The sequence below is a fragment of the Amycolatopsis lurida genome, from assembly GCF_900105055.1.
Classification (GTDB): domain Bacteria; phylum Actinomycetota; class Actinomycetes; order Mycobacteriales; family Pseudonocardiaceae; genus Amycolatopsis; species Amycolatopsis lurida.
Map to the genome: position 1 here is coordinate 177857 of NZ_FNTA01000003.1, position 24096 is coordinate 201952.

Annotated in this window: 17 protein-coding genes; 7 read left to right on the plus strand and 10 right to left on the minus strand. The window is 67.8% G+C overall.

Translation table 11 applies throughout. The features are described from left to right. The first annotated feature begins 236 nt into the window (after positions 1 to 236). Complete coding sequence (locus BLW75_RS03215; protein WP_034318545.1) at positions 237 to 1334, plus strand: ThiF family adenylyltransferase; 1098 nt, start codon at positions 237 to 239, stop codon at positions 1332 to 1334. Positions 1335 to 1339: 5 nt separating this feature from the next. On the opposite strand, the gene BLW75_RS03220 is transcribed toward BLW75_RS03215, so the two are convergent. Next, positions 1340 to 2212, minus strand: a complete 873-nt coding sequence (locus tag BLW75_RS03220) for a helix-turn-helix domain-containing protein (protein ID WP_034318542.1) — start codon at positions 2210 to 2212, stop codon at positions 1340 to 1342. A 167-nt stretch (positions 2213 to 2379) separates the two neighbouring features. Between BLW75_RS03220 and BLW75_RS03225 the strand changes: the two genes are divergently transcribed. Beyond that, positions 2380 to 2580 carry a hypothetical protein gene (locus BLW75_RS03225; protein WP_034318537.1) on the plus strand — a complete coding sequence of 67 codons (201 nt, stop codon included), beginning with the start codon at positions 2380 to 2382 and terminating at the stop codon, positions 2578 to 2580. A 214-nt stretch (positions 2581 to 2794) separates the two neighbouring features. Continuing rightward, positions 2795 to 3928 (plus strand): SWIM zinc finger family protein, encoded by a 1134-nt coding sequence (locus BLW75_RS03230; RefSeq protein ID WP_034318535.1) that lies wholly within the window; start codon positions 2795 to 2797, stop codon positions 3926 to 3928. On the opposite strand, the gene BLW75_RS03235 is transcribed toward BLW75_RS03230, so the two are convergent. Then, positions 3911 to 6358: a DUF6493 family protein gene (locus BLW75_RS03235; RefSeq protein ID WP_034318533.1), complete on the minus strand. Its 2448-nt coding sequence runs from the start codon at positions 6356 to 6358 to the stop codon at positions 3911 to 3913. The genes BLW75_RS03230 and BLW75_RS03235 overlap by 18 nt on opposite strands. A gap of 287 nt (positions 6359 to 6645) precedes the next feature. Next, positions 6646 to 7482, minus strand: coding sequence for an NAD(P)-dependent oxidoreductase (locus BLW75_RS03240; RefSeq protein ID WP_091596672.1), 837 nt, complete (start codon positions 7480 to 7482; stop codon positions 6646 to 6648). Positions 7483 to 7534: 52 nt separating this feature from the next. Between BLW75_RS03240 and BLW75_RS03245 the strand changes: the two genes are divergently transcribed. After that, positions 7535 to 7918: a MerR family transcriptional regulator gene (locus tag BLW75_RS03245; protein ID WP_034318528.1), complete on the plus strand. Its 384-nt coding sequence runs from the start codon at positions 7535 to 7537 to the stop codon at positions 7916 to 7918. Between the two features lie 12 nt (positions 7919 to 7930). Here BLW75_RS03245 and BLW75_RS03250 read toward each other — a convergent pair whose 3' ends face one another. Continuing rightward, on the minus strand, positions 7931 to 8920 hold the full coding sequence (locus BLW75_RS03250; protein ID WP_034318525.1) for a malate dehydrogenase: 990 nt from the start codon (positions 8918 to 8920) through the stop codon (positions 7931 to 7933). Positions 8921 to 8963: 43 nt separating this feature from the next. Beyond that, positions 8964 to 9191 carry a hypothetical protein gene (locus tag BLW75_RS42115; protein ID WP_143055287.1) on the minus strand — a complete coding sequence of 76 codons (228 nt, stop codon included), beginning with the start codon at positions 9189 to 9191 and terminating at the stop codon, positions 8964 to 8966. 229 nt (positions 9192 to 9420) lie between these two features. Here BLW75_RS42115 and BLW75_RS03255 point away from each other — a divergent pair, with 229 nt between their 5' ends. After that, the gene (locus BLW75_RS03255) at positions 9421 to 10002 is read left to right on the plus strand and encodes a DUF4360 domain-containing protein (RefSeq protein ID WP_091596675.1); all 582 of its coding nucleotides are present in this window, start codon (positions 9421 to 9423) and stop codon (positions 10000 to 10002) included. A 275-nt stretch (positions 10003 to 10277) separates the two neighbouring features. Further along, positions 10278 to 10922, plus strand: coding sequence for a DUF4360 domain-containing protein (locus BLW75_RS03260; RefSeq protein ID WP_034318522.1), 645 nt, complete (start codon positions 10278 to 10280; stop codon positions 10920 to 10922). 49 nt (positions 10923 to 10971) lie between these two features. Here the strand turns inward: BLW75_RS03260 and BLW75_RS03265 are convergent, their stop codons facing one another. Genes BLW75_RS03265 through BLW75_RS03280 form a run of 4 tightly spaced genes read right to left on the minus strand, consistent with a single transcriptional unit; the run spans position 10972 to position 17869 of the window. Next, positions 10972 to 13059, minus strand: a complete 2088-nt coding sequence (locus tag BLW75_RS03265; protein ID WP_034318519.1) for an FUSC family protein — start codon at positions 13057 to 13059, stop codon at positions 10972 to 10974. Next, the gene (locus BLW75_RS03270; RefSeq protein ID WP_034318517.1) at positions 13056 to 16127 is read right to left on the minus strand and encodes a GH92 family glycosyl hydrolase; all 3072 of its coding nucleotides are present in this window, start codon (positions 16125 to 16127) and stop codon (positions 13056 to 13058) included. Before BLW75_RS03270 ends, BLW75_RS03265 begins: the two co-directional genes overlap by 4 nt. A 55-nt stretch (positions 16128 to 16182) precedes the next feature. Further along, entirely contained in the window at positions 16183 to 16941 is a 759-nt protein-coding gene (locus BLW75_RS03275; RefSeq protein ID WP_034318514.1) for an SDR family oxidoreductase, read from the minus strand. 31 nt (positions 16942 to 16972) lie between these two features. Beyond that, positions 16973 to 17869, minus strand: coding sequence for an RNA polymerase sigma-70 factor (locus tag BLW75_RS03280; protein ID WP_034318700.1), 897 nt, complete (start codon positions 17867 to 17869; stop codon positions 16973 to 16975). A 325-nt stretch (positions 17870 to 18194) separates the two neighbouring features. On the opposite strand from BLW75_RS03280, the gene BLW75_RS03285 reads away from it, so the two are divergent. Then, positions 18195 to 19595 carry an MFS transporter gene (locus BLW75_RS03285; protein ID WP_034318510.1) on the plus strand — a complete coding sequence of 467 codons (1401 nt, stop codon included), beginning with the start codon at positions 18195 to 18197 and terminating at the stop codon, positions 19593 to 19595. Positions 19596 to 19686: 91 nt separating this feature from the next. On the opposite strand, the gene BLW75_RS03290 is transcribed toward BLW75_RS03285, so the two are convergent. Next, entirely contained in the window at positions 19687 to 23979 is a 4293-nt protein-coding gene (locus BLW75_RS03290; RefSeq protein WP_034318507.1) for a GH92 family glycosyl hydrolase, read from the minus strand. Between the last annotated feature and the right edge of the window lie 117 nt (positions 23980 to 24096).

Below are 24096 nucleotides of genomic sequence, written 5' to 3' on the forward strand. Positions count from 1 at the left end.
CATTTAAGCCCTCTACATCAGGGCACTCTACATTGTAGAGCTGAACTCGCCACCGGGCGGGTCGAAACACGGGAGGGAGGCGGACGCGATGGGTGAGGCCGCGGTTGTCCGGCTCGCTCCCGGCTGGTCGGGGGAGAGGGGGTGTCCGGCGATGATCGAGATCGTGATGGTGGAGCGTGCTGACGCGATCCGCCACGTCTACAGCGGAGACAACGGTTGACCGAGGAGGGGTTCCGGTGCGTCCACGTATCAAAGACGAACATCGCCCGGTCCGGTTCGGCGACGGTTGGATCCGGATCGGCGGGGAGGTGTTCGGCATCGCCGCCGAGTTGAGGGACTCGGACGGTGCCGTGTGGGCGTTACTGGAACTCCTCGACGGAACTCGAACAGTGAGCCAGGTCGTCGCCGACCTGGCTCGTCTGATTCCCGGCACCTCTCCCGAAGACGTCACCGACGCCATCGAAAAGCTCGCCGAACTCGGGTATGTCGAGAACGCCGACGAGCCGACTTGTATCGCGCTGACCGAGCGGCAACTCGAACGTCATTCGAGAAGCAGGTCGCTGTACCGGTGGATCGATCTGACACGAAGAACGTCGAGCTGGGACTTCCAGGTCCTCCTGGCCCGGGCGCGGGTCGTGCTGGTCGGTGTGGGCGGCGTCGGGTGCACGGCGGCCTTGAGCCTGGTCATGTCCGGGGTGGGGCGGCTGCACTGTGTCGAACCCGACTTGGTCGAGCTTTCCAATCTGGGCCGCCAGATCCTTTACACCGAAGAACATCTGGGGCTGCCGAAGGTGGACGTGGCGGTGGAAAGGTTGCGTGCGGCCAATTCGGACGTCGAGGTCACCGGGGAGCCGACGCGGATCGAAAACGCGGCTTCGCTGCGGAGGCTGGCCGCCGGCTGTGACGTCTTGATCATGACCGCCGATCATCCCCCGGAGATCCGGACCTGGACCAACCAGGCGTGCGCCGCGACCGGCACGCCCTGGGTGTACGGGGGTTACCACGGCCCGCAGGTCAACCTGGGTGTCTACCGCCCGGGCGCGGGGCCGTGCTACGAGTGCGCACGGCTCGCCGAGCGTGATCGCGACGCGGCGCGGCCGCCGCTGGCGACGTGGCGTCCGGCCGCGAGCATCCCGGCGCACGCGGCCAATGCGGTGACAGCCGGTGTCGCGGGCAATCTGGTCGCACACGCGGTGATGCGCCTGATCACCAACGCGCCGAAGCTCGCGCTGAACTGTCAGTACGGCTTCAGCCTCGCGACAATGGACCACAGTTTCGTGACCAGCTTGGAACGGTCGCACGCGGAGTGCGGGACGTGCCTGGCCGCCGGGTGATCGAGTCAGGCGTCCTCGGCCAGTCGTCGTGACACGCTCTGGATCAGCCGGGCCGCCGCGTCACCGGACAGCGCTTCGGTGTGCAGCGTGCCGAACATGTGCTCGTACAAGGCGATCTCCTCCGGATCCCTGATCAAGTGCTCGCCTGCGAACAGTTCCACCACGACGAGTTCGGCGTCGTAGATGCGGAATCCGTGCAGCGGGGCGATCGGCATGGCCTTGTTGAACGGAAGGATCCGCAGGTCGACAGTGCGCAGGCCGGCCAGTGACTGGAGCCGGTCCAGCTGGCCGAGCTGAGTGTCGAGGTCACCTATCCGGATCCAGAGGGCGGCCTCGCCGATCACCAGCGGCAACGCCTTGCCGGGGTCGTGCAGTTGTGCTTGCCGTTCGATCCGAATGGCCACCATGCGTTCGATGTCGGCCTCCGCGGCGCCTCCCGTGCGTACCGGACCGGAGGGGAGTGCGAGCAATTCCCGCATGAAGCCGGGTGTCTGCACCAGTCCGGGAAGCAGTGCCGGTTGAAACGTGGCGACACGGCTCGCGCGCTGCTCGAGTGCGAGGACGGACCGCTGTTTGGTGGCGGCTCCGCCCGGCTTGCGGAACTCGTCAAGGAACGACACCGATTCCACTCGGGCACGTTTGAGCAGTTCGCGAATCGAGTCCTTTTGATCGTCGGCGTCCGCCGCGGTGAGCCAGTCGGTGATGTCGTCACCGGTCGGGAACTGGACGCCGGTTTCGATCTTGGACACTCGTGATTGGGGCCAGCCCAGGCTTTTGGCGAACTGATTGCCGGACAGGCCGGTGGCCGCCCGGAGCTCGCGGAGTCTCGTGGCGAGCCGGACGCGGTCGGAGCCGTGATGAGGCGGCGACGTGGGCATGATCTTCTTTCGCGGGGTCGAGGCGAAGCGGAGCTGCTGCTCGGTGCGTGATCATGCTACTCCCACGCAGCGCTAGAGCGCGAATAGTACACGAATAGACGCATCAGTTGAGCATAGCTGGCGAATAGAATCGAGCGAGATGAAGTGGCCGGACAAGGGGAGGGCCGATGTTCGCCAACTGGATCCAGATCGCCGAACTCGCACTGCTGCCACTGGGCTTGGGAATCGGCTATGCGGCGGGACGGACCTGCCACCGGGAGGAGCGGGCATCCTTCCGTGAGGGGGTCACGATCACCCATCCCGGCTTGGTCGCCGAATATCAGCGCCCGGTCCCGGACGTGGGGGCCGGCTGGAGATCTGCCCGGTAGGCCGAACCCAGGGGAGGGGGCACCTCATACGGGTCGAGCCTCCGGGTGGGGGAGGGCGACGGCAGGCCCCGAAACCCGCGCCGGGGCCTGCCGTCGACGCCCTTGCCGTGTAGAGGTGTATAACGCCCTATTCGACTTGGCGTCGAACAAGATCATTTCAACCGATTCGAAAAAACCCGCAGAGACTGTCGAACCTCCTGGTTAGGGTTTCCCGGTGATCACCGAGGTCTTGCTGGAACAGGCCGAAGAGGACGTTCGGACGCCTGTGCTCTTCGAGGGTTTTCTGGAACCCGGGGCACAGGCGGCCCAGTCGCTGCTCGTGCTGGGGAAGGTCGCCCGCATCCGGTTCTGGATGCCACCGTCCATGGTGAACCGGCTCATCGCCGAGTCCGATCCGGTGTTCACCGCGGACGGGACGACGCTGCGTGCGGAGGCCTTTTCTCCATGTTGCGGCGTGTACGCCAGGCTCGACCTGCCGGACGTGGGAGATCTCGGCGAAGGCTGTACGAACGTCGACCTGTCCGACGCGACGCGGACTGTCCTCGCAGGGGTCGTGGCCCAAGACCCTCTGCATCTGACCGTTCGTGGTGAGGGAATCCGCCTCCGCACGCTTGACGGGCAGAACGACGAGTCGCAGGTGCCGCTGCCGGATCGGTGGGTGGCGGGGTTCGCCGAAGTCGCCGCTGTCACGAAGGGCGCGGTGGAGAAGGCGAACCTGGACAAGGCGGAGACACGGAACTTCCTGAGGCGGATTCCGACCGTTGTCGGCAGGTCGTGGGCAGTTGTGTCCGGCCGCGGGCTCAGGATGACGTCGCGGCCGGGGCGCGACTCGATTCCGGCGACCGGACTGCATCGGCTGCGAGTGATCGAGCCGCTGATCCGGTTCGCCCAAGGGTTGACCGTCTACACGCGACCGGACAGCGAGGTCGCGACCTGGGTGCTGCGGCTGGAACGCGCGCGATTCACTGTCACGCTGTCCCCGGAGCCGTCTCGTGGCTTTTCGGGAGAAGGCGGCTGGCTGAACTCGCTTGCCGCCGGTCTCGAAGCACCGGAGCCGGTCCATGGTCGCGCCGGTCACGACGTCGTCGACGGCACGTGGTTTCCGCGCGAACTCCCGAGCGGGAACGCTCCGGCGAACGGCCGTCTGGCGAAGGCCCGCGAGCTCGTCGCCGCCGGAGCTGTCCGCTTGTTGCCCGGCGGTGGCTACGAGATCACGCGCGGCGCTTCTGTGCAGCGCGTCCGGCTTTCCCCGGCCGGGTGCACGTGTGCGTGGTGGGCCAAGCACCAGGAGACCCGGGGCCCGTGTTCGCACGTCCTGGCAGCCCGGATGTCATCGGCGGAGCCGTGACGCCGCCTTCGCCGCTTTCGAACTGCCTTTGAAACCCGCCAGCCAATCCTTCGTTTCGGCGCTGATCGTGCCGGCCCCGCGTTCGACGAGGTCCGCGGCGAGTTCCAGGAGCGCGAAGACACCGCGATGGGAGTGCTCCAGCTTCGGCAGCAAAGTGTCCAGTGTGGACAGAACTGCCACGGGATGTTCGTTCGCGATGATCGACAGCCGTGGAGCCAGCCGGGTCGCGACGAGAGTGGGGCCGAGCGTTCCCAATGCCGCGCCGAGCGCCCGGGGGCCGAGCAATCGGCGGTCGAGAAGAGTCAGCACGGCGTCCGTGCCCAGCTGTACGGCGGTGGGGCGTTTCAGCGCGAGGGTGATTGCTAGGAGCATCGTGCCGGGGAAGCCCGGGATCGAGGGGCTGTCCAGGATCGGGGGCAGTGCGGCCTTCTCCACGGGATGGCCGAATTCGGTGTCGTTGGAGAACAGGTTTTCGGCGACGGCGGCTTCCAAGTGGTCCCGGTCGTAAGGCGAGGCGACCGCTTCATGGCATTCGGTGAAGCCGAGCCACTCGGGGGCCGGGCCCTCGAAAAGTATGCCCAGCCAGGGAGCTTTCGGAGAGACCGCTTCCGGGGCCGGTCGGATGTCCAATGAGGTGAGGCCGTAGTCGTCGAGACCGGTTGTCGCCGTCCAGGCAAGCGGCGGTCCGGGTTCGCCGCGGAGCGCGGCGGCGGGGTCGGCGGATCTCGGGTGCCGGGCGCGGGCGGCGGCTAGGGCGATCCAGCCGGCTTCTTCGATGGGCGGTCCGCCGATGGCATAGCGGATGCTGTCGGCATACGGCCCGGTGAGTTCCGAGGCGAGCGCGAGAGCTGCTGGCCGGGTGTCCGGAGCGAGCCGGAGGAGGGCGTCGACCACGTCGTCTTCCGCCGCGTCGGGGTGGTCGAGCATGCGGGAGACGAACACGACGGGATCGAGCCAGCCGCCTTGGTGGGTGGCAGCGGAGACGGGGGTGGCGGTGCCTTCGAGCAGGGCGGTGACCCGGTGGTGGAGCGGGCGTCGCCAGCCGTCGACCTCGGGCGGGTGCGTCACGTCGCGGCCGGTGAGGCCGAGGACGAGGGTGGCGATCATCTTCGGCACGGCCGCGCTGTACCTCTGGTCGGTGATTCTGGTGGCGCGTTTCACCAGTGGTTTGAGGGCGTCCTGGAGTTCGCCCGCGACACGGTGGGCGCCTTCGAGAGCTGCCAGGAGAAGGTCGGCCTGGTCAGGGTCGGCCAGCAGGGAGGAGAGGGCTTCCGCGACCGCGGCCGGGGTGTCGGGGATTTCGAGCGGGATGGTCAAGGTCTTGCGCTGGTCCCACGGTGGCCGTGTGGGTTCCGGGTATTCGGCGGCCTCGATGGCGGGTGCCTCGTCGGGGGTGACGCCGAGCCGGGCGACGGCGACGGCGCGGACGCCGGAGGCCTCGTGGGTGAGTGCCGCTTCGAAGACCTCGTCGGCGAGATCGCTGAGTTCGGGCCGCCGGTCGGCGATGCGGCCGGCGAGTTTGAGCGCGAGTCCGGCGGTGGCCGCGCCGCGTCCGCCCGCTGCCGCGGGGAGGTGCTGGAGTGCGACTTCGTCGTCGAGTGTGCCTCTTTTGTCCACAAGGGACAGTGCTTTGACGGCGAAGGAGACGGTGCGCGGGAGGCCGCTTCCGCACAGCCGGGCGTAGCGGTGTTGTGCCTTCGTGCGCTCGTCCGGGGTTGGGGCGAGTGCTTCGTGGAGCGCGGCGTACCACTGGGCACGGAAGGCGGCGAAGTCGCGGGCGAGGATGTCGAGGGTGAGGTCGAGCAGTCTGGTTCGGTCGATTTCGCCGGTCTCGGTGAGTTCGAGCAGCGCGGTCGACCACTTGTCCTCGTCGCGGACGTACTTGTCGAAGGCGGCGAAGCTGGCGTCTCCGTTGCCTTCTATCGCGAGCAGTTCCCAGAGTTCGGTGAGGGCTTCCGGTTCGGTCCGGAGCCGCTGGGCCAGGGGTTCGCCGCGAAAACGTCCGGCCCAGCGGAACCAGCCGGCGTGGTACTCCGGTGTCCGGATGGGTTCGAGGTCGCCGTCGAGGATCATGCGGCGGATGGCTTCCCACGCGGTCTGGTGGCCGATCATGCGAAGGGCGATGGTCTTGCGTTCGGCGAGTGGCCGGTCTTGCAGGACGCGTTCGAGGATCGTGGGTGAGGCGATCCAGAGTTTGCGGAGCAGGGGGTCGCTTGCGGGGAGGACGGCCCAGAGCGCGGTGGCGGCTTGCTGACCCCTGAGCGGGTTGCGGACGCCGTAGGTGTTGGGCTCGATCTCGATGAACTCGCTGCTGTCCTTGAACGCGGCCAGGAGTTCGGGGATGAGGGCTTTCCGCTCGGCGCGGGAGAGCTGGAGGGTGCGGGTGAGGACTTCCGAGGGCTGGCCGGTGAGGAGCGCGTTCAGCTGCACGGGGCCAACTTAGCGGCCTGCCGGTCTCGTACGTGGTAAGTGCCGTTGTCTTGGGCACTTTCCGGTTCCTGGAGGGGCGCACGTGGCGATGACCCAGTCCGTGAAGGCCTCCTTGAGGGACTCTAGGTTCCTCAAGGAGGCCTTCACGGACTGGGCGGGGGATCGACCTTGCCGCTGTCGGGTCCGGTACCGGCGACTTAACGTGACTGTCCGGACGACACGGCCGCGTGGCCGCTGGTCAGTGCGGCGCAGAAGCTCGGGATGGGGCCGGGGCGGCAGTTCCGCTCCTAGAGGGCGGCGAGCCTGGCGAAGCCGTCGGAGCCGTGGCCGGTGTCGATCGCTCGCTGCACTTGGGCTCGGGCAGCGGTGAGGACGCCGTTGTCGAGGCCTTGCGCGCGGATCGCGTCGAGGATGTGGTCCATCGTCGCGGCGGTGGATTCGAGGGTGCCGGCGTCGCCGGAGTAGTTCTCGGCGTCGACCTGCTCGGCCAGCAGGTCGATCATGGCGGGGAAGAAGCCGAGCAGTGCCTTGGCGCGCGCGGCGATGTCGGTGGCGCCGATGTTCTCCGCCTTCGCGAGCGCGAGCATGTGGATCACTCCGCTCATGGAGGTCCAGAGCATGTCCTGCAGGGCCGCGTCGAACGCGGCGGCCTGGCCGGGGGAGTCGCCGACGTGCTGCGCGTTCTCGCCGAGCGCGGCCAGCGTGGGCCGGTGTGCTTCGTAGACGTCGGCGGGGCCGCTGAAGAACAGGGCCGCGTCCGGGCCGCCGATCGCGTCGGTGGTGGCCATGATCACGCCGTCGAGGTAGTCGATGCCGTGCTCGGCGGCCCAGGTCGCCATCGAGCTGGCTTGTCGTGGTGAGCCGCCGCTGAGGTTGACGAGGGTGCGGCCTTTGAGGGCGTCGGTGTCGAGGACCGACTGTGCCACGGCGTAGTCGCGGACGCAGACGATCACCAGCGGGCTTGCCTCGATCGCCTCCACGGCGGTCGTGGCGACGGCGGCGTCGAGGCCGTTTTCCTTGCCAGGAGTGCGATTCCACACGGTGGTGGAGTGCTCGGCGGCGGCGAACGCGGTGGCGAGGGCGTGGCCCATGGGGCCGAGTCCGAGGACGGTCACGGTGGTCATGGCGGCTAAGCTAAACCTTGACATTGACGTGAGAGTCAAGTCTGGAGTGCGGATGCGGATCGGGGAGCTCGCGCGGCGGACCGGCGTCAGCGAGCGTGCGCTGCGGTACTACGAGGAGCAGGGTCTGCTCACCCCGGAGCGGCGGCCGAGCGGCTATCGCGTTTACGGGGACGCCGACGTGGCGGCGGTGCGGCGGATCAGGATCCTGCTCGCGGCCGGGCTGAACACCGCGCAGATCCTGGAGATCCTGCCGTGCATCGTCGACGAGGACGGCTGGCTGACGCCTGAGTGCCCGGAGCTGGTCGAGGCGCTGCGGGAGCAGCGGAGCCGGATCGACGACGCGATCGGTGAGCTGGAGACCACCCGCGCGAATCTCGACACGATCATCGGCGGCGAAAAGGCGGCCGCGTCCCGGGGGACACGGCCGCCTTCGTGAGGTGGTTCAGGCTCAGATGAGGCCGAGCTTCTTCACCGCGTCGCGCTCTTCGGCCAGCTCGTTGACCGAAGCGTCGATGCGGGCGCGCGAGAAGTCGTCGATCTCCAGGCCCTGGACGATCTTGTACTCGCCGTTCGAGGCGGTGACCGGGAACGAGGAGATCAGGCCCTCCGGGACACCGTAGGAACCGTCGGACACGACCGCCGCCGAGGTCCAGTCGCCCTCGGGGGTGCCGTTGACCCAGGTGTACACGTGGTCGATCGCGGCGGAGGCCGCCGACGCCGCGGAGGACAGGCCACGGGCCTCGATGATCGCCGCGCCGCGCTTGGCGACGGTCGGGATGAAGTCGTCGGCCAGCCACTGCTGGTCGGTGATGACCTCGGTCGCGGGCTTGCCGGACACCTCGGCGTGCGCGATCGACGGGTACTGGGTCGCGGAGTGGTTGCCCCAGATCGCGACCTTCTTCAGTTCGGTCACCGGCACGCCCAGCTTCTTCGACAGCTGCGCGAGGGCGCGGTTGTGGTCGAGGCGGGTCATCGCGGTGAAGCGGTCGGCCGGGACGTCGGGCGCGTGCGCCTGCGCGATGAGGGCGTTGGTGTTGGCCGGGTTGCCGACCACGAGGACCTTGATGTCGCTCGCCGCGCCGGCGTTGATGGCCTCACCCTGCGGCTTGAAGATGCCACCGTTGGCCTCGAGCAGGTCGCCGCGCTCCATGCCCTTGGCGCGGGGACGGGCGCCGACGAGCAGGGCGACGTTCGCGCCCTCGAAGGCCTGCTTCGGGTCGTCGAAGATGTCGATGCCCGACAGCAGCGGGAACGCGCCGTCTTCGAGTTCCATCGCGGTGCCCTCAGCCGCCTTGACCGCCTGCGGGATCTCCAGGAGCCGCAGCTTCACCGGGGTGTCCGGGCCGAGCAGCTGACCGGACGCGATGCGGAAGAGCAGCGCGTAGCCGATCTGGCCGGCCGCACCGGTGACGGTGACGTTGACAGGGGCTTGGGTCATTGCGGTTCTCCAGCTTGAGGCGACATCGACTTGTACCGCGATGCTAGTCCTGTCCCGAGTCGCCGTTCGGGTGCGTCCAGTCACTGTTTTCTTGATCGATGCGGTCCGCGGCCGCGTCGCGCCGCCGGGTGACCCGGCTCACGCGCTCCGGCGCATCGGTACGCAGGGGAACGAGCGGTCGGAAACGCCGTGTCTCTTCGGAATCGTCAACGGCGAACCCGCGAAAGCCTTTTTCATATCGTGCGAAGTGAATGGTGTTTTCCGGGGACAACGGTGTTCCCCTGGGATGCGGAAAACGGTTACAGACCATAATCGCATTTCATGAACCGATTGCCGGGAGGTTTGCGTCCGATCGGCGGGCGGCATCGTGAAGATCGTTTCGCTAACATGAGTCCGCCCAGTTCCCCGCCCCCCGTGTGGAAGTTTTCGGGAAGGACCCCATGCTCAGCGCAATGGTTGCCGCCGTATCCCTTTTCTCGTCGATAATAACACCGAACAGCATGTCCCCGCCGCCGGGACCGCCGCCCGACCGCGTCGTCATCGACGTCGTCACCGTCAACGGTTCCGGATGTCCGCCGGGTTCTTCCGCGGTCGCCGTCGCCAAGGACAACACCGCGTTCACCGTCACCTACAGCGAATACACCGCCCAGGTCGGCGTCGGCGCGAAACCCACCGACTTCAGGAAGAACTGCCAGCTCAACCTCAACATCCACGTTCCGCAGGGATTCACCTACGGCATCGCCAGTGCCGATTACCGCGGTTTCGCCCACCTCGAATCCGGCGCGAAGGCGCTCCAGCGGGCGAATTACTACTTCCAGGGGAATTCGCCGACCGCGCATGTCAGTCATCCCGTCAACGGGCCGATTTCGGACAACTGGCAATTCCGTGACGAGGCCGAGGGTGGCGTCATCATCTACAAACCCTGCGGTGAGGATCGGAACCTCAACGTGAACACGGAACTGAGGGTCGGCGCCGGTTCGTCGGATCCGAAGAAGACCACCAGTTTCATCACGATGGATTCGACCGACGGCGCGTTCAAGACCACCTACCACTTCTCGTGGAAGACCTGCCCGACCTCCTGACCTCTGTTCCCGGGTGACGGCCTGCTTCCTGGTCCGGAAGAAGGCCGTCCCACCCATGCCCCGGCCAGGGTCTTGGCTGCCCTGAACGAGGGTTTCGCCGCTCGCCGCCGCCTGTCCGGCGGCGGCGAGCCATCTCGACGACCTCATTTTCGGCGGTCACCCCTGCTCGGTGACCGAAACCGTTTTCGCCCGATCGGCGGCCGACCCGGAGAAGAACGTCTCGCTGACATCGAATCCGGCCGGATCCGCCGTGTGGAAGCTTCGGGAAGGATCCCATGCTCAACGCGCTGGTTGCTGCCGTAACGCTTTTCACTTCGGCCATCACCCCGAACGCCTGGGTGCCGCCTCCGTTGCCGTCCGACAAAATAGTCATCGACGTCGTGACCGTCAACGGAACCGGATGCAGACCCGGTACGGCGGCCGTTTCCGTCTCACCGGACAACACCGCGTTCACCGTCACCTACAGCGAATACACCGCCCAGGTCGGCGTCGGCGCGAAACCCACCGATCTGCGCAAGAATTGCCAGCTCAATCTGTACGTCCACGTGCCGCAAGGATTCACCTACGGCATCGCGGGCACCGATTACCGCGGCTTCGCCTCTTTGGCCGCGGGAGCCACCGGGCTGGAACGGGCCAACTACTACTTCCAGGGCAATTCCCCGACGTCCTATGTGAATCACAGCCTCAAAGGCCCGTTCGAAGACAACTGGCAGTTCACCGACAACATCGAAGTCGGCGCCATCGTCTACAAACCCTGCGGTGAAGACCGGAACTTCAACATCAACACGGAACTGCGGGCCGGGGTCGGCACTTCCGATCCGAAGAAGACCACCAGTTTCGTCACGATGGATTCGACCGACGGTTCGATCAAGACCACGTATCACTTCTCGTGGAAGAACTGTCCCAAACCGAAGAGCTGACCCCTGACGGCTCGTGAGTGGTAAGGACGGTTCTAACCGTCCTTACCACTCACGACTTCCCGGAGGGCTCCGGATCGGTGGCCTCGACCCCGAACACGCGGCCCAGCGCGATCACCGTCTCGTCGAGGTGCCCGAGGCTGGTGAGTACCGAACGCGCCCGCGGATCGTCGATCCGGTCCGCCACCGGCGTGCCGTCGTCCCGGATCAGCGTCCCGTGCCCCGAAACGCCGGGGTCCCCGATCGCCTTCCTCAGGACCGCGGTGTTCTCCCGGATCCGTCCGGTGTACAGCAGCAGCCGGTCCGCTTCGTTGAGCAGGAGCCCGGGCTGGGACCGGGCCGCGACGTGGCGGGCGCGGAAGGCGATCGTCTCCACCGTCGTGAGTACGTGCCAGCCGTAGTCACGACGGCTGCTGAGATTCACCGGATGGGTGAGCGGCTCGATCGTCGTGCGGACCTTGTCCACCGCCCGGTCCAGGTCACGGGACTTCTCGATGACGCTCACGTTCTCGGCGCCGGACAGCAGCCCCGCCGCCTTCTCGACGAACTCGTCCAGTTCCTCCAGCAGTGCCGAGACGTCGTCCAGCATCACCGCCCGGGTTCGCACCGGCACGATCACCACCGCGGCCAGTACCCCGGCCGCCGCGCCCACGGCGGTCTCCGCGACCCGGATCCACAGCACCTCGATGCTGAACGTCCCCAGCAGGCTGTACAGCAGCCCGAGCATGCTGGTGATGAAGAACGCCATGATCACCTGCGACACCCGCGCCATGTAGACCATGCCGAACACGCACACCAGGATCAGCGCCAGCGTCGCCGGCACGCTGCCCGACACCAGCAGCGTCAGCACCAGCCCGCCCACGATGCCGATCAGTGTGCCGCCGAGCCGCCGGACACCTTTGACGAACGTCGCCCCCGCGGTCGACGAGCCGATGAACACCACGAACACGGTCAGCACGGCCCAGTACCACCGCTGGCTCGACACCAGCTCCCCGCCGAGCACGGCCAGCCCGCCGCCCACCACGGCCTGGATGGCGCTGCGTGTCTGGTTGTCGTAGGCGAACGCCGACGACTTCTCCTCCTCGGGGTCTTCGGGATCGTCGGCGGCATCGGAGACGTCGTGCTCGGCCACCCGCTGTGCGCGCACGTCGGCCAGCGCGAGTTCGGCGAGCGCGCGGCGGACGCCGTCGCCGGGCGCGGCGTGCTCGTCGATCCGGCTGCCTTCCACCAGCATCTTGCTGAACTCTTCGGTCTCGCTGATCAGCGGCAGCTCCCGCGGGTCGCGCTCGATCAGCGACCGGAAGCGCCGCATCCGCGCGATCAGATCGTCGCGGACGTCGTCGTCGAGGTCTTCGGCACAGGTGCGCTGCACCGTGATCGTCAGCCACTGCACCGCCAGCTCGACCTCGATCGCGCGACGGCGGAGCCGGTTCACCGAATCCGCTCCGGTCACCTCCGGGGCGGTGTCCTCGATGAGCAGGACGGACTCGTGCATGCGGGCGTTCGTCCTGCGGAGCCGTTTGCGGGTGCGCTCGCTGCCGCCCACCGCGAGGTGGTCCTCGGCCGCGCGCACCACCGCGGCCAGCCGGGCCCGGAACGCCCGCCGGATCCGGAGGAACTCCGCGTCGGTGTGCCTGCGCACCAGGACGAACCGCACCACCGCGTTGGCCGCGATCCCGATGGTCAGCGCCAGCAGCAGCGCCGGGACCTGCTTCAAATGCGTCTGCAGGAACATCGCGAAGAAGAACAGGAAGAACGACAGCGAGCCCAACGCGATCCCGCGCGAGCCGAACCGCTGGGCGTAGACCGCGACGAAGATCAGCAGGACGAACACGATGCTGTCGAGCGGCGGTACGGCCGAGCCGACGCTCGCCGCGGTGAGCGATGCCGCGCCGAGCACGAGCCCCAGCACCAGCGTCACCGCCTGCTTTCCCGGGGTCTCGTCGTTGACGGTGAAGGCGGAGGTCATCGCGGCGATCGCGGCGACGAGGGTGACCGTGAGCGGCTGGTGGAACGGCAGGATCCCCAGCACCGCGACGATGATGCTGAGGACGGCCGAGAAGCCGAGCCGGAGCCGGACCAGGCCTGGATCGGAGGCGACCAGACGGTCGGTCGTGGCCTGGGTGATGCGGGTGATCATCGGGCGAGCAGCTCTCCTTGGGCGAGGGTGACCCGCCGGGCGGTGGACGAGGTGACGCGAAGACGGTATCGGGCGTGCCGTGCCGGCCCGGCGAGGGCGAACGGCCGCGTCTGACGGCGCCACCGGAACTGCTCGCCTTCACGTTGGTCCAGCAGCGTCCAGTGCTCGCCGTCGTCGGACCCCTCCAGCACCCACGAGCGCGGGTCGCCCCGGCGGCTGCCCGAGGTCAGCGTGTACATCACCACCTCCCGCGATCCGTCCTCGACAGGGAACTCGATGACCGGTTCGCGCTCGGGGAAGGTGATCTCGGTCTTGGTGGTGTCGTCGAACAGTGGGCCGTCGGGCACCGTGATGTCCGTGAGCGGTCGCGGGTCGGCGGGCTCGGCGGGGGAGCGGCCCCACTCCGACGGCTGCTCACCCATCGTGAACCTCAGCACGGCGCCCTCGGCGAGGGCGGAATGCGCGAGTGTGCCGCTGTCGTGCGGACGTCCGTCGATCGTGAGCTCTTGGACGTACACGGTGTCGGTGGTGTTGCCGGGCGCCTCGACGACCAGGTCCTTCCCGTTCTCCAGATGGACGGTCGCCCTCGTGAACAGCGGCGCGCCGATCACGTACTCGGGGCTGCCCATCGCCAGCGGATAGAACCCGAGAGCGGCGAAGACGTACCAAGCGGACATCTCGCCGTTGTCCTCGTCGCCCGGATAGCCCTGGCCGAGATCGCTTCCGACGTAGAGCTTCCGCAGGACCTCCCGCACGATCCGCTGCGTCTTCGCAGGCGCGCCCGCGTAGTGATAGATCCAAGGGATGTGGTGCGACGGCTGGTTGGAATGTCCGTACTGTCCCATCCGGACGTCGCGGGCCTCGGTCATCTCGTGGATCAGCCCACCATAGGAACCGGGTTTGCGGCCGGTCTCCGGGGTCGCGAAGAAAGTGTCCAGTTTGGACTCCAGCGCTTCGGTGCCGCCGTGCAGCGCGGCGAGCCCGGCACCGTCGTGGGGCACGGAGAACGCGGTGTTCCAGGAGTTCGTCTCGGTGAAGTCGCCGCCCCACGCCTCGGGGTCGTAGCCCTCGGCCGCGAAATGACGGCTGCCGTCACGGTTGCGACCCTGGAAGAACCCGATCAGGTGGTCGAAGTGGTTCGCGTACTGCCGCGAACGCTGCCGGAAGTACGCGGCGTCGTCGTGGCGCCCGAGCGCTTCGGCGAAATTGGCCAGGCCGAAGTCGTTGATGCAGCCTTCCAGCGCCCAAGACAGACCTTCGTGGACCGACGTCGGCGTGAAGCCGAGGAAGATCGACTCGTGGAGGCCCTTGCGGCCGACGCTCTGCCCGCGCGGCGTCACCGTCGCGTTCTTCAGCGCCGCCTCGTAGGCGGCCTCGACGTCGAACCCGCGCACGCCTTTGAGGTAGGCGTCGGCGAACGCGACGTCGGAACTCGTGCCGGTCATGAGGTTGGCGTAGCCGGGGGAGGACCAGCGCGAGATCCAGCCGCCTTCCCGGTACTGCTGGACGAACCCGTCGATCATCTTCCCGCACCGGCCGGGCGTGAGCAGGGCGTACGCGGGCCACGTGGTGCGATAGGTGTCCCAGAAGCCGTTGTTGACGTACATCTCGCCGTCGACGACCTTCGCGCCGGTCCTGGTGCGCGTGCTGGGCCAGAGGCGGCGGATCACCGGGCTCGCGTGACGGACACCTTTCGGGGTGACTTCGTGCGCGGAGTTCGGATACAGAAACAGCCGGTAGAGGTTCGAGTAGAACGTGGTGCGCTGGTCCTCGGTCGCGCCCTCGATCTCAATCCGGTCCAGCACCCCGGCCCACTGCGCGCGGGCCTGGTCACGGACTTGCTCGAAGGTCATGCCCGCCGGAATTTCCTGGTCGAGGTTCCGTTTGGCCTGCGCGAGGCTGATCAGCGACGTCGCGATCCGCATCGTCACCTCGCCCGCGGCGAACTCCAGGAATCCGGTCACCGTGCGCCACACCGGGCGCCGGATCCTCGCGCCGCGTTCGGCCGGGACGTCGAACTCGGCGTGCACGAACATCCGCCGCGCCCCGGCCGACAACCGGCTGCGCACCCAGGTGTGGCCGGTGACCACACCGTTCGCCGCGTCGAGCCGCAACCCGCCCCGGTTGCGGGCGTTGTCGAACAACAGCCACCCGCGATCACCCGGGAAGGTGAAGCGGAACAGCGCCGCGTGATCCGCCGGGACGATGTCGGTGGTGACGCCGTTGGCGAACCGGACGCCGTAGTGATGCGGCCGGTCGATCTCGTCGTCATGGGAGAACGCGAGCGCGCGTTTGGTCCGGTCGGCCTCGACCGGACCGATCCCCGGCATGACCTGGAAGGTGTGCCGGTCGCCCATCCACGGACTCGGCTGATGCGACAGCGCGAACGCCTGCAGCGCCGGGCGGTTCGCGGCGTCGTTGTGCCGGTGGTAGCTGTAGATCCAGTTCGTGGCGGCCGCGTCGGTGACCGGGGTCCAGAAGTTGAAGCCGTGCGGGACCGCGGTCGCGGGGAAGTTGTTGCCCCGGGAGAACTTGTCGCTGGAATGCGTGCCGCGGGTGGTGCGGACGTGGTCGACCGGCTCACGGATTTCGACCGTGCGCTCGGTGATCCGGACGTCGTCCACCCAGCCCGCGCTCTCGCCGTCCGGTGGCTCGCTGACCAGGACGATCCGGGCGATCCGCCGTCCGGCGAAGTCGCCGAGCCGGCGGCGCACGAGATTCCACTGGTCCACGTACAGCGTCTTGTCCAACCCCTGCTCCGTGGCGCTGAACCCGGCCGGCGTCCCGTCGGAGAACTCGACATCCAGCGCCACGAAAGTGCCTCGGTAGCCGGTCCCGGCTTCGGGGAAGACCACATAGGACAGTTCGGTGTCGCCGGTGACCTCGACGTCCACTTCGAACACGGTCGCGCGCAGCGTGTTCTCGTAGCGGAGGGCGTGCGCGCCGGTGAACCCGACACCGGCCTTCGCGGTCGGCGACGACGCCGGGCCGGTGCCGACGCGCAGGGCCGGATCCACCGGCTGCGGATCACCCGTTTCGAAGGAGGAGAAGAACCCGGTGATCGTCACCAGGCCACCGTAACTCGGAGGCGTGAGCGCGGCTCGGTGTGCCGCATCCAGAGGACTAAACGCGTGAGGAAAGGAACTCCTCGAAAGTGCCCGAGCCGGTCGCGTTCTCCGGTGTCAGGTTGCCGCCCTCCCGGAACGCCCGCGCCGCCTTACCCGGCAGCCACAGCGACACGATCGGCTTCCGGCGTCCCACCGACCGCTGATACGCCTCCGCCAGGTCACGGGCGCTTCGCACCTCTGGGCCGCCGATGTCCGGCACCCGCCCCGACGGTTCGCCGGACACCAGCTCGACCAGCCTGTCCGCGACATCGGCGGTGCTGACCGGCTGGAACCGGAACCCCGACGGCATGAACGTCACCGGCAGCCGCCGCTGCGCCGACGACGCCCGCGCGACGAGCTCGTGGAACTGCGTCGCGCGCAGCACCGTCCACGGCAGACCGGACTCTTCGATCAGCTTCTCCGAGGCCAGCTTCTCGCCGTAGTAGAAGAATCGGATCACGTCGATACCGACGATCGAGATGTACACCAGATGCGGACCGCCTGCCCGTTTCGCCGCCTCGACCAGGTTCCGCGTCACCTGCTCGTCCCCGCGGCCCAGCGTCGACGCGCAATGGACGATCGCCGGGACACCCTCGACCGCCTCGGCGAGGCCGTCACCGGTCTTCAGATCGCACCGCGCCCATTCGTTCGGTTCCCCGGCGGGACGCGGTCGCCTGCTCATGATCCGGACCGGCCGACCTTCGGCCACCAGCCGCCGCACGACTTCGCGGCCGAGATCGCCGGTACCGCCGGTCACCAGAATCGGGTTCGTCACGTTGATCCTCCGTTCGCGAGAGCTTCCACCCTCAAGAACCGGCGGGCTGCCCGGAACGTGACAACTGTCCCGAAAGGAACGCGAGCTTCTCCGGATTCGCGACCGCGCGAAGCCCGCGGATCCGCCCGTCCACCACCTCGAACCCGAGGATGCCGTACAGGACGTCACCGGCCGTCGCGACCACGGCCGGACCGCCGTTGACCTCGAGGATCTCGATCGACACCTGTCCGACGCCGGCGAACATCCCGGCGTAGAGCCGCGCGACCTTCGCCGCGCCGTGCACCGGACGCCGGGCCGCGGTGGCCTTGCCGCCCCCATCCGACCACGCGGTGACGTCGGCGGTCAGCAGACTCTCCAAAGCGGGCAAATCGCCGTCCCGCGCCGCCGACAGGAAACTCTCGACCAGTTCCTCGAGCTGTCGCGGGTTCGAAACCCGTCGCTCGTCCGATCGGTCCAGTGCCCGTCGCGCGCGGCTGTGCAGCTGGCGCGAGTTGACCTCGGAGACGTCGAGGATCCCGGCGATCTCACGATGGCTGTAGGCGAAGGCCTCCTTCAACACGAACACCGCACGCTCGACCGGGCCGAGCTGCTCCAGCAACACCAGCATCGCCAGCGACACCGACTCCCGCTGCTCCGCCGTCTCCAGCGGTCCGAGCACGTCGTCCGAGGTCAGAACCGGTTCGGGCAACCATGGCCCGACGTAACGCTCCCGCTGAGCCCTGGCCGAGGTCAGCCGGTTCAGGCAGAGATTGGTGACCACCTTCGCCAGCCATGCACGCGGCGACGTGATCGACCCGCGTTCGGCGCCCGCCCACTTCGGGTAAGCGTCCTGAACGACGTCTTCCGCCTCCGCCGCAGAACCGAGCAGACGGTACGCCAGTCCGAACATGGCGGGTCGCAGCCGCTCGAATTCCGTGGCGTCGTCCATCTTCCTCTGCGAATCCCGTTTGTCCACTGTGGACACTCCAGTGTCGGGGTGCCGCTCTTCGGGAATTCCGTACCAGACCGGCGCTGACGTCCACTGCGACTGTATCGGCCCGAAGGGAGTGACGTCACGTACGTTAGCACTGGTCAGGGGCACTGTCGCCGGCAATCTCGCGGCCGGAATTCACGTAGGTACCGAAGGCACCGTGCCTACCACTCACGACCCGGCTATGATCGGGATATCGGGGTAGAAACGTGCCCGCCGTACCGGGCACGCGCATACGCGGTATCGAACGAACCGTCACTCCTTCACCGCGAAGGAGTACGTGATGCGTTCCCCTGTCCAAAGCCCCTCACTGGCCGGGAAATGGCCCGCGCTGGCCGGGCTCTCGGCCGTTTTCCTGGTCGAGATGCTCGACAACTCGATCCTCAACGTCGCGTTGCCGACCATCGGCCGTGAGCTCTCCGCCTCGACGACCACCCTGCAATGGGTGACCGGCGCCTACTCCGTCGTGTTCGGTGGCCTGATGCTGGCGTTCGGCGCGCTGGCCGACCGGGTGGGCAGGCGCAAGATCATGCTCACCGGGCTCGTCCTGCTCGGAGCGGCGAGCCTGGCCACGCCGCTCGTCACCGCCGCGTGGCAGCTCATCGCCGTCCGGGCGCTCATGGGTGTCGCGGCCGCGATGACGACCCCGGGCTCACTCGCCCTCGCGTTCCGCCTGTTCGACGAAGACGTGCTACGCGTCCGTGCGACCACCCTGATCTCGACCGTGGGCCTGATCGGCCTCGCCGTCGGCCCCACCGCCGGAGGGCTGGTGCTCACGGTCGCGCCGTGGCAGGCGCTGCTGCTGGTGAACGCGCCGATCGCCGTGCTCGCGTTCCTCGGCATCCGGGCCGGTATCCCCGCCGACGATCCCGCCGACCTGCACCGCGATCCGATCGACATCGCCGGCGCGGCGTTGGGAACCGCGACGATCGTCCTCGCACTGCTCGCCCCGACGCTTTTCGTGGAAGCGGGCACCGCCTCGGTTCTGCCCTGGGGCGCCACCGTGGCCGCGCTCGCCGCCGGAACCTGCTTCGTCATCCGCGAGAAGACCGCCCGGCACCCCTTGCTCGACCTGAAACTCATCGCCCGCCCGCTCGTGTCCAGTGGTCTGGCACTCAAAGCCGCGGCGGGGCTGGCGACCGCCGGGCTCGGGTACCTAGTGACCCTGCAACTCCAGTTCGGTCTCGGCTGGGCGCCCGCTCAGGCGGCGATGGGGATGCTGCCCCAGGTGGTGGTCCTCCTCGCCGGCGGCGCCCTCATCGGTCCGCTGATCACCCGCGTCGGTCTCACCAAGGCCGCCTGGCTCAGCGCCGCCGCGGTGGTGTGCGGGCTCGCCGTCTACACCGTGTTCGGCGGGCTCGGCTACGTCTGGATCGCCGCCGCGCTCGCCCTCGTCGCGGCGGGGATGCGCGTGGTCGGTGTCGTGGCGGGCACCAACGTCATGCGCGGCCTGCCCTCGAACCGGACCACCGTCGGAGCCGCGCTCGTCGACACCGCCGGCGAGGTCACGACCGGGATCGGGATCGCGCTCAGCGGCACCATCCTCGCGCTGGTCTTCCCCGGCGCGCTCGTGGCGGCCCAGCGATCAGGCGACTTCCAGAAGGCGCTCACCTTCGCAGGTCTCGCCCTCACCCTGCTGGCCGCCGTCCTCGTGGGATTCGGCATCCTCCGCGGCCGCAAGTAGGTGACGAATTGCGTGGGGGGCCGAAGTACGTGAAGGCCCCCTTCACTGCGTCTAGCGCAATGAAGGGGGCCTTCACGTACTTACCGGGGGACTACAGCTTCGCGCACTGCCCGGCGGCCGGGCCGCGGACGGTGTTCTGCAGGTCGTAGTCCGTCGGAGCGGGGGAGTTGGCCGCGCACGCCAGAGGTCCGCCGATCGTGCTGGCAGTCAGCACCGGCCCCTTGTTGCCCGTCAACGCCACCGGCCCGCCGATCTCGGTCAGTTCGATCGAGACCGTCCCGGTCGTCCCGGTGATCGCCACCGGGCCGCCCACCTTCGTCCGGTCCAGGACGACCTGCGCCGCGCCGGTCGCCGTCAGCGGCCCGGAGATCGAGCCGCCACGGACGATCAAGCTCGCACCCGCCGACACCGACACCGGACCGGAGATCGTCGCATCGTCCACGCAGGTCACCCCGTTCCGCACGGTCAGCGGACCCTTGCGCTCGCCGGTGATCGTCTGCGTGCATGCCGCGTCGGGCTTGCCCAGCACCTCGAATTCCGACAGCGACGCCTCCCCGCCCGTGGTCGCGGTGACCTCGAGCCGATAGTGGGCGTAGTGCGCCGGATTCGCGATCTTGAACGCCCTGGTCTGCTGACGCCACTGGAACGTCTGGTCGGTTCGCTGATCCGCGACCGCCCACGTCTTCCCGTCGTAGGAGCCCTTCAGCACCCAGCTCTTCGCGTCACCCGCGCCCTTGCCAGAAGTCAGCGTGTAGAACGAACCCGCCTCGTTCGTCGAGGGCACCTGGTACTGGATCGGCGCCTTGATCTTCGCCTCGGTCCGCGACGTGTTGTCGAAGAACGCGGCATCCCCACCGGAGACCGGCTTGGTCAGGTCGTGCACCGGAGTCGGCACCGCGTCGCCCTTGGTGATCGACTTCGGCGCGTCGTCCGGGCCGGTACCCCACGACGACGGGGTCGGGCCCATGTCGAAGTCCAGCGTGCCGCCGTTCGCGATCGCCGAATGCGGCAGCGACGTCGACGTCTGCGCCTTGCCGTTCACCTTCAGACCCTGCACGTAGACGTTCTTCGCGCTGTTCTTCGGCGCGTTGACCACGATCTTCTTGCCGCCGGGCAGGTTCACGGTCGCCTTGGTGAACAGCGGCGAGCCGATCGCGTAGTCCGAGCTGCCGACCTGCAGCGGGTAGAAGCCCAGCATGCCGAACAGCCACCAAGCCGACTGCTCGCCGTTGTCCTCGTCACCGCCGTAGCCCTGGCCGAGCTCGCTCCCGACGTACAACCTGGCCAGCGCCTCGCGGACCTTCGCCTGCGTCTTCGACGGCTGGCCCGCGTAGTCGTACATGTAGAGCGTGTGATGCGCGGCCTGGTTGGAATGCGCGTACATGCCCATCCGGACGTCCCGCGCCTCGGTCATCTCGTGGATGACACCGGGATAGGTGCCGAACTTGAGACCCTGCTCCGGCTTGGCGAAGAACTCGTCCAATTTGGACGCCAGCCCCGCCTTGCCGCCGAAGAGGTTCGCCAAGCCCTGCCCATCCTGCGGCACCGAGAACCGCATGCCGTAGGCGTTGGTCTCGGTGTAGTCGATACCCCAGACCTCCGGGTCGAACTCCTCCTTGCTCCGGGTGAACTTGCCCGCCGCGTCACGCCCCTGGAAGAAGCCGACACTCGGGTCGAACACGTTCACGTACTGGGTGGCCCGCTCGGTGAAGTACCCGTAGTTGTCCAGGTATTCCTGCTTGCGCGGATCGTTCGCCGGAGCCTCGTCGTGGAGCTTCTTCGACATGTTCGCGATCGCGTTGTCGTTGACATAACCCTCGATCGCCCACGAGAACCCGTGGTCCGCGGTGTTCGGTGCGTACCCGAGGAACGTGCCCTCGTCGATGCCCTTGCGGCCGACCGCGCCGTTCGGCGGGGTCACCGTGGCGTTCTTGATCGCCGAGTCGTAGGCCGACTGGACGTCGAAACCCTTGACTCCCTTGAGATAGGCGTCCGCGAACGCGGCATCCGAACTGGTCCCGGTCATCAGGTCCGCGTAACCGGGGGAGGACCAGCGCGAGATCCAGCCGCCGTCACGGTACTGCTGCACGAAACCGTCGACGAGCTTGCCGGTGGTGTCCGGGCTCAGCAGCGAATACGCCGACCACACCGTCCGATAGGTGTCCCAGAACCCGTTGTTGACGTAGAACTCGCCGTCGACCAGTTTCGCCCCGGTCTGCGTCGGAGTGTCCTGACCGGCCTTGGGCGACACCGGGCTCGCGTACTTCTTCACCGGCTTCTCGACCGTGCCGACGTTCTCGAAACCCGAGTTCGGGTACAGGAACAGGCGGTACAGGTTGGAGTACAGCGTGATCAGCTGGTCCTTCGAGGCACCTTCGACCTCGATGACCTTGAGCTTCTCGTCCCACGCGTTCTGCGCGGCGCCGGCCACGGACTCGAGCGTCGCGTTCGGGGCGAGCTCCTGCTCCATGTTCTTCTTCGCCTGGTCCACGCTGATCAGCGAGGTCGCGATCCGCATGTTCACCGTCTTGTCGGCGCCCGCGTCGAACTTCAGGTAGCCGAGGACGTTGTCCCGCTTCTGGTCACCCGAACCGGTCGACAGCTTCGAACCCGCGGTCACCGACTTGTCGAAGGTGGCGTAGACGAACATCCGGGTCGCGCCGGCCGAGAGTCCACTGCGGACGTCGCTGTACCCGGTGATGGACCGGCCGGCCGGGTCGAGCGTGAGCCCGCCGTTGTTGTTGACGTTGTCGAAGATCAGGTTCGAATCCGCTCCGGGGAACTTGAAGCGGTACAGCGCCGCGTGATCGGTCGGCGCGACCTCTGCCTTGATCCCGTTCTCGAAGTCGACGCCGTAGTAATGGGCCCGCGCCGTCTCGTTGGAATGCTTGAACGGCAGCTTCCGCGCCTCGCGGTCGGGATTCGGCACCCCGGACGCGGTGGAGGGCAGGAACTGGAAGGTCTGCCGGTCCGCCATCCACGGGCTCGGCGCGTGGCTCGCGGAGAACGCCTGCAGCGCCGGGAGGTTCTGCTCGTTGTTGCGCGAGTGGTACGAGTACATCCAGCTCAACGTGCCCGCGTCGGTCGTCGGGATCCAGAAGTTGAACCCGTGCGGAACCGCGGTGGCGGGCATGTTGTTCCCGCGCGAGAACGACCCGTTGGACAGTGACCCGCGCGTGGTCAGCACGTTGTCGGACGGGCGAAGGCTCGCCGGCGGCGTCGGCGTCGCCGAGACCTTGATGTCGTCCAGCCAGCCCTGCAGCGAACCCGGGCCGTCGGCGTTGTCGTAGCCGACGAGGATCCGGTCGATCGTCTTGCCCTTCGCGACCACGCCGATCTGCGAGCGCACCAGGTTCCACTGGTTGGTGTAGAGCACCTTGCTCGCGCCCTGGCCCTGCGGAGAGAGCCCGAAACCGTACTGGTCGACCGCGCCGAGCTGGCTCAGGTAGGTGCCATCGGTGAACGCCAGGTCCACCGCGACGTTCGTGCTCGGGTACTTGAGGTCGCCGCGGATGAACTCCGGCTGCACCTTGTACGACAGCTCCGAGGTCGCCGCCACCGGGATGTCGACGTCGAAGATCTTGTTGTACGACCAGCCGTGCCCCTGCGCCTTGTGGCTGCCGGAGTAGCGGAACGCGCGCAGACCGGTGAATCCGACCCGGTTCTTGCTGGTGTAGCCGCTGCCCGGGCCGCTGTCGGTGAAGCTGCGCATGTTCGGCAACGCCGGCGGGGCCGGGTCCTCGTTGGCCAGCAGCAGCTCCGAGAGCTGCAGGATCGGGCCGCCGTTGTTCTTGGTGACCTCGAGCCGGAAGAACTTGTACGCGGCGCTCGCGGTGGCGAGGCGGTACTCCTTCTTCTGGAACGGCTCGCTGAACTTCTGCCCGCTCTGCTTGTCCAGATCGGTCCAGGACTTACCGTCGGCGGATCCCTGGAGCGTCCAGTCCTGCGGGTTGCGGTTGTCGAAATCGTTCGCCGAGGACAGCGCGTACCGGGTGATCGACGTCGGCTCGGACAGCGTGATCTGCGCCCAGCCGGTCGGCGTCCAGGCCAGCCATTTGGTGTCGGTCGAGCCGTCGACGAGGTTCGCCACTCCCTCGTTGGGGGTGTTCTCGCTGTTGGCGGAGACCTCGGTGACCTTGCCGCGGATGTCACCGGGGATGGTGGTGGCGTTCGCGCCGTCGACACCGAAGGCCTTCGGCCGGCCGGACGGGTCGACGTCGACGGTGTCGCTCCACGTCGGCTCCGGTTCGCCCGGCTCGAACGAGGAGTAGAAGTCCGGTGGGGCCTCTTCGGCCGCGGCGGTGGCAGGGAGGGCTACCAGCCCGGACGCCACGACCGTGGCACTCAGAAGGCTGCAGACCCAAGGTCTGACGCTTCGGGGCATCGTTGCACCAATGCTTTCTCGCAGGGGAACCGGTGACGCCAAGAGAGAAAAGCTCGCGTGTGACATCGATGTCAAGACACCCGGACAAACCTGGCCCGAACTGGACAACCCGGATGC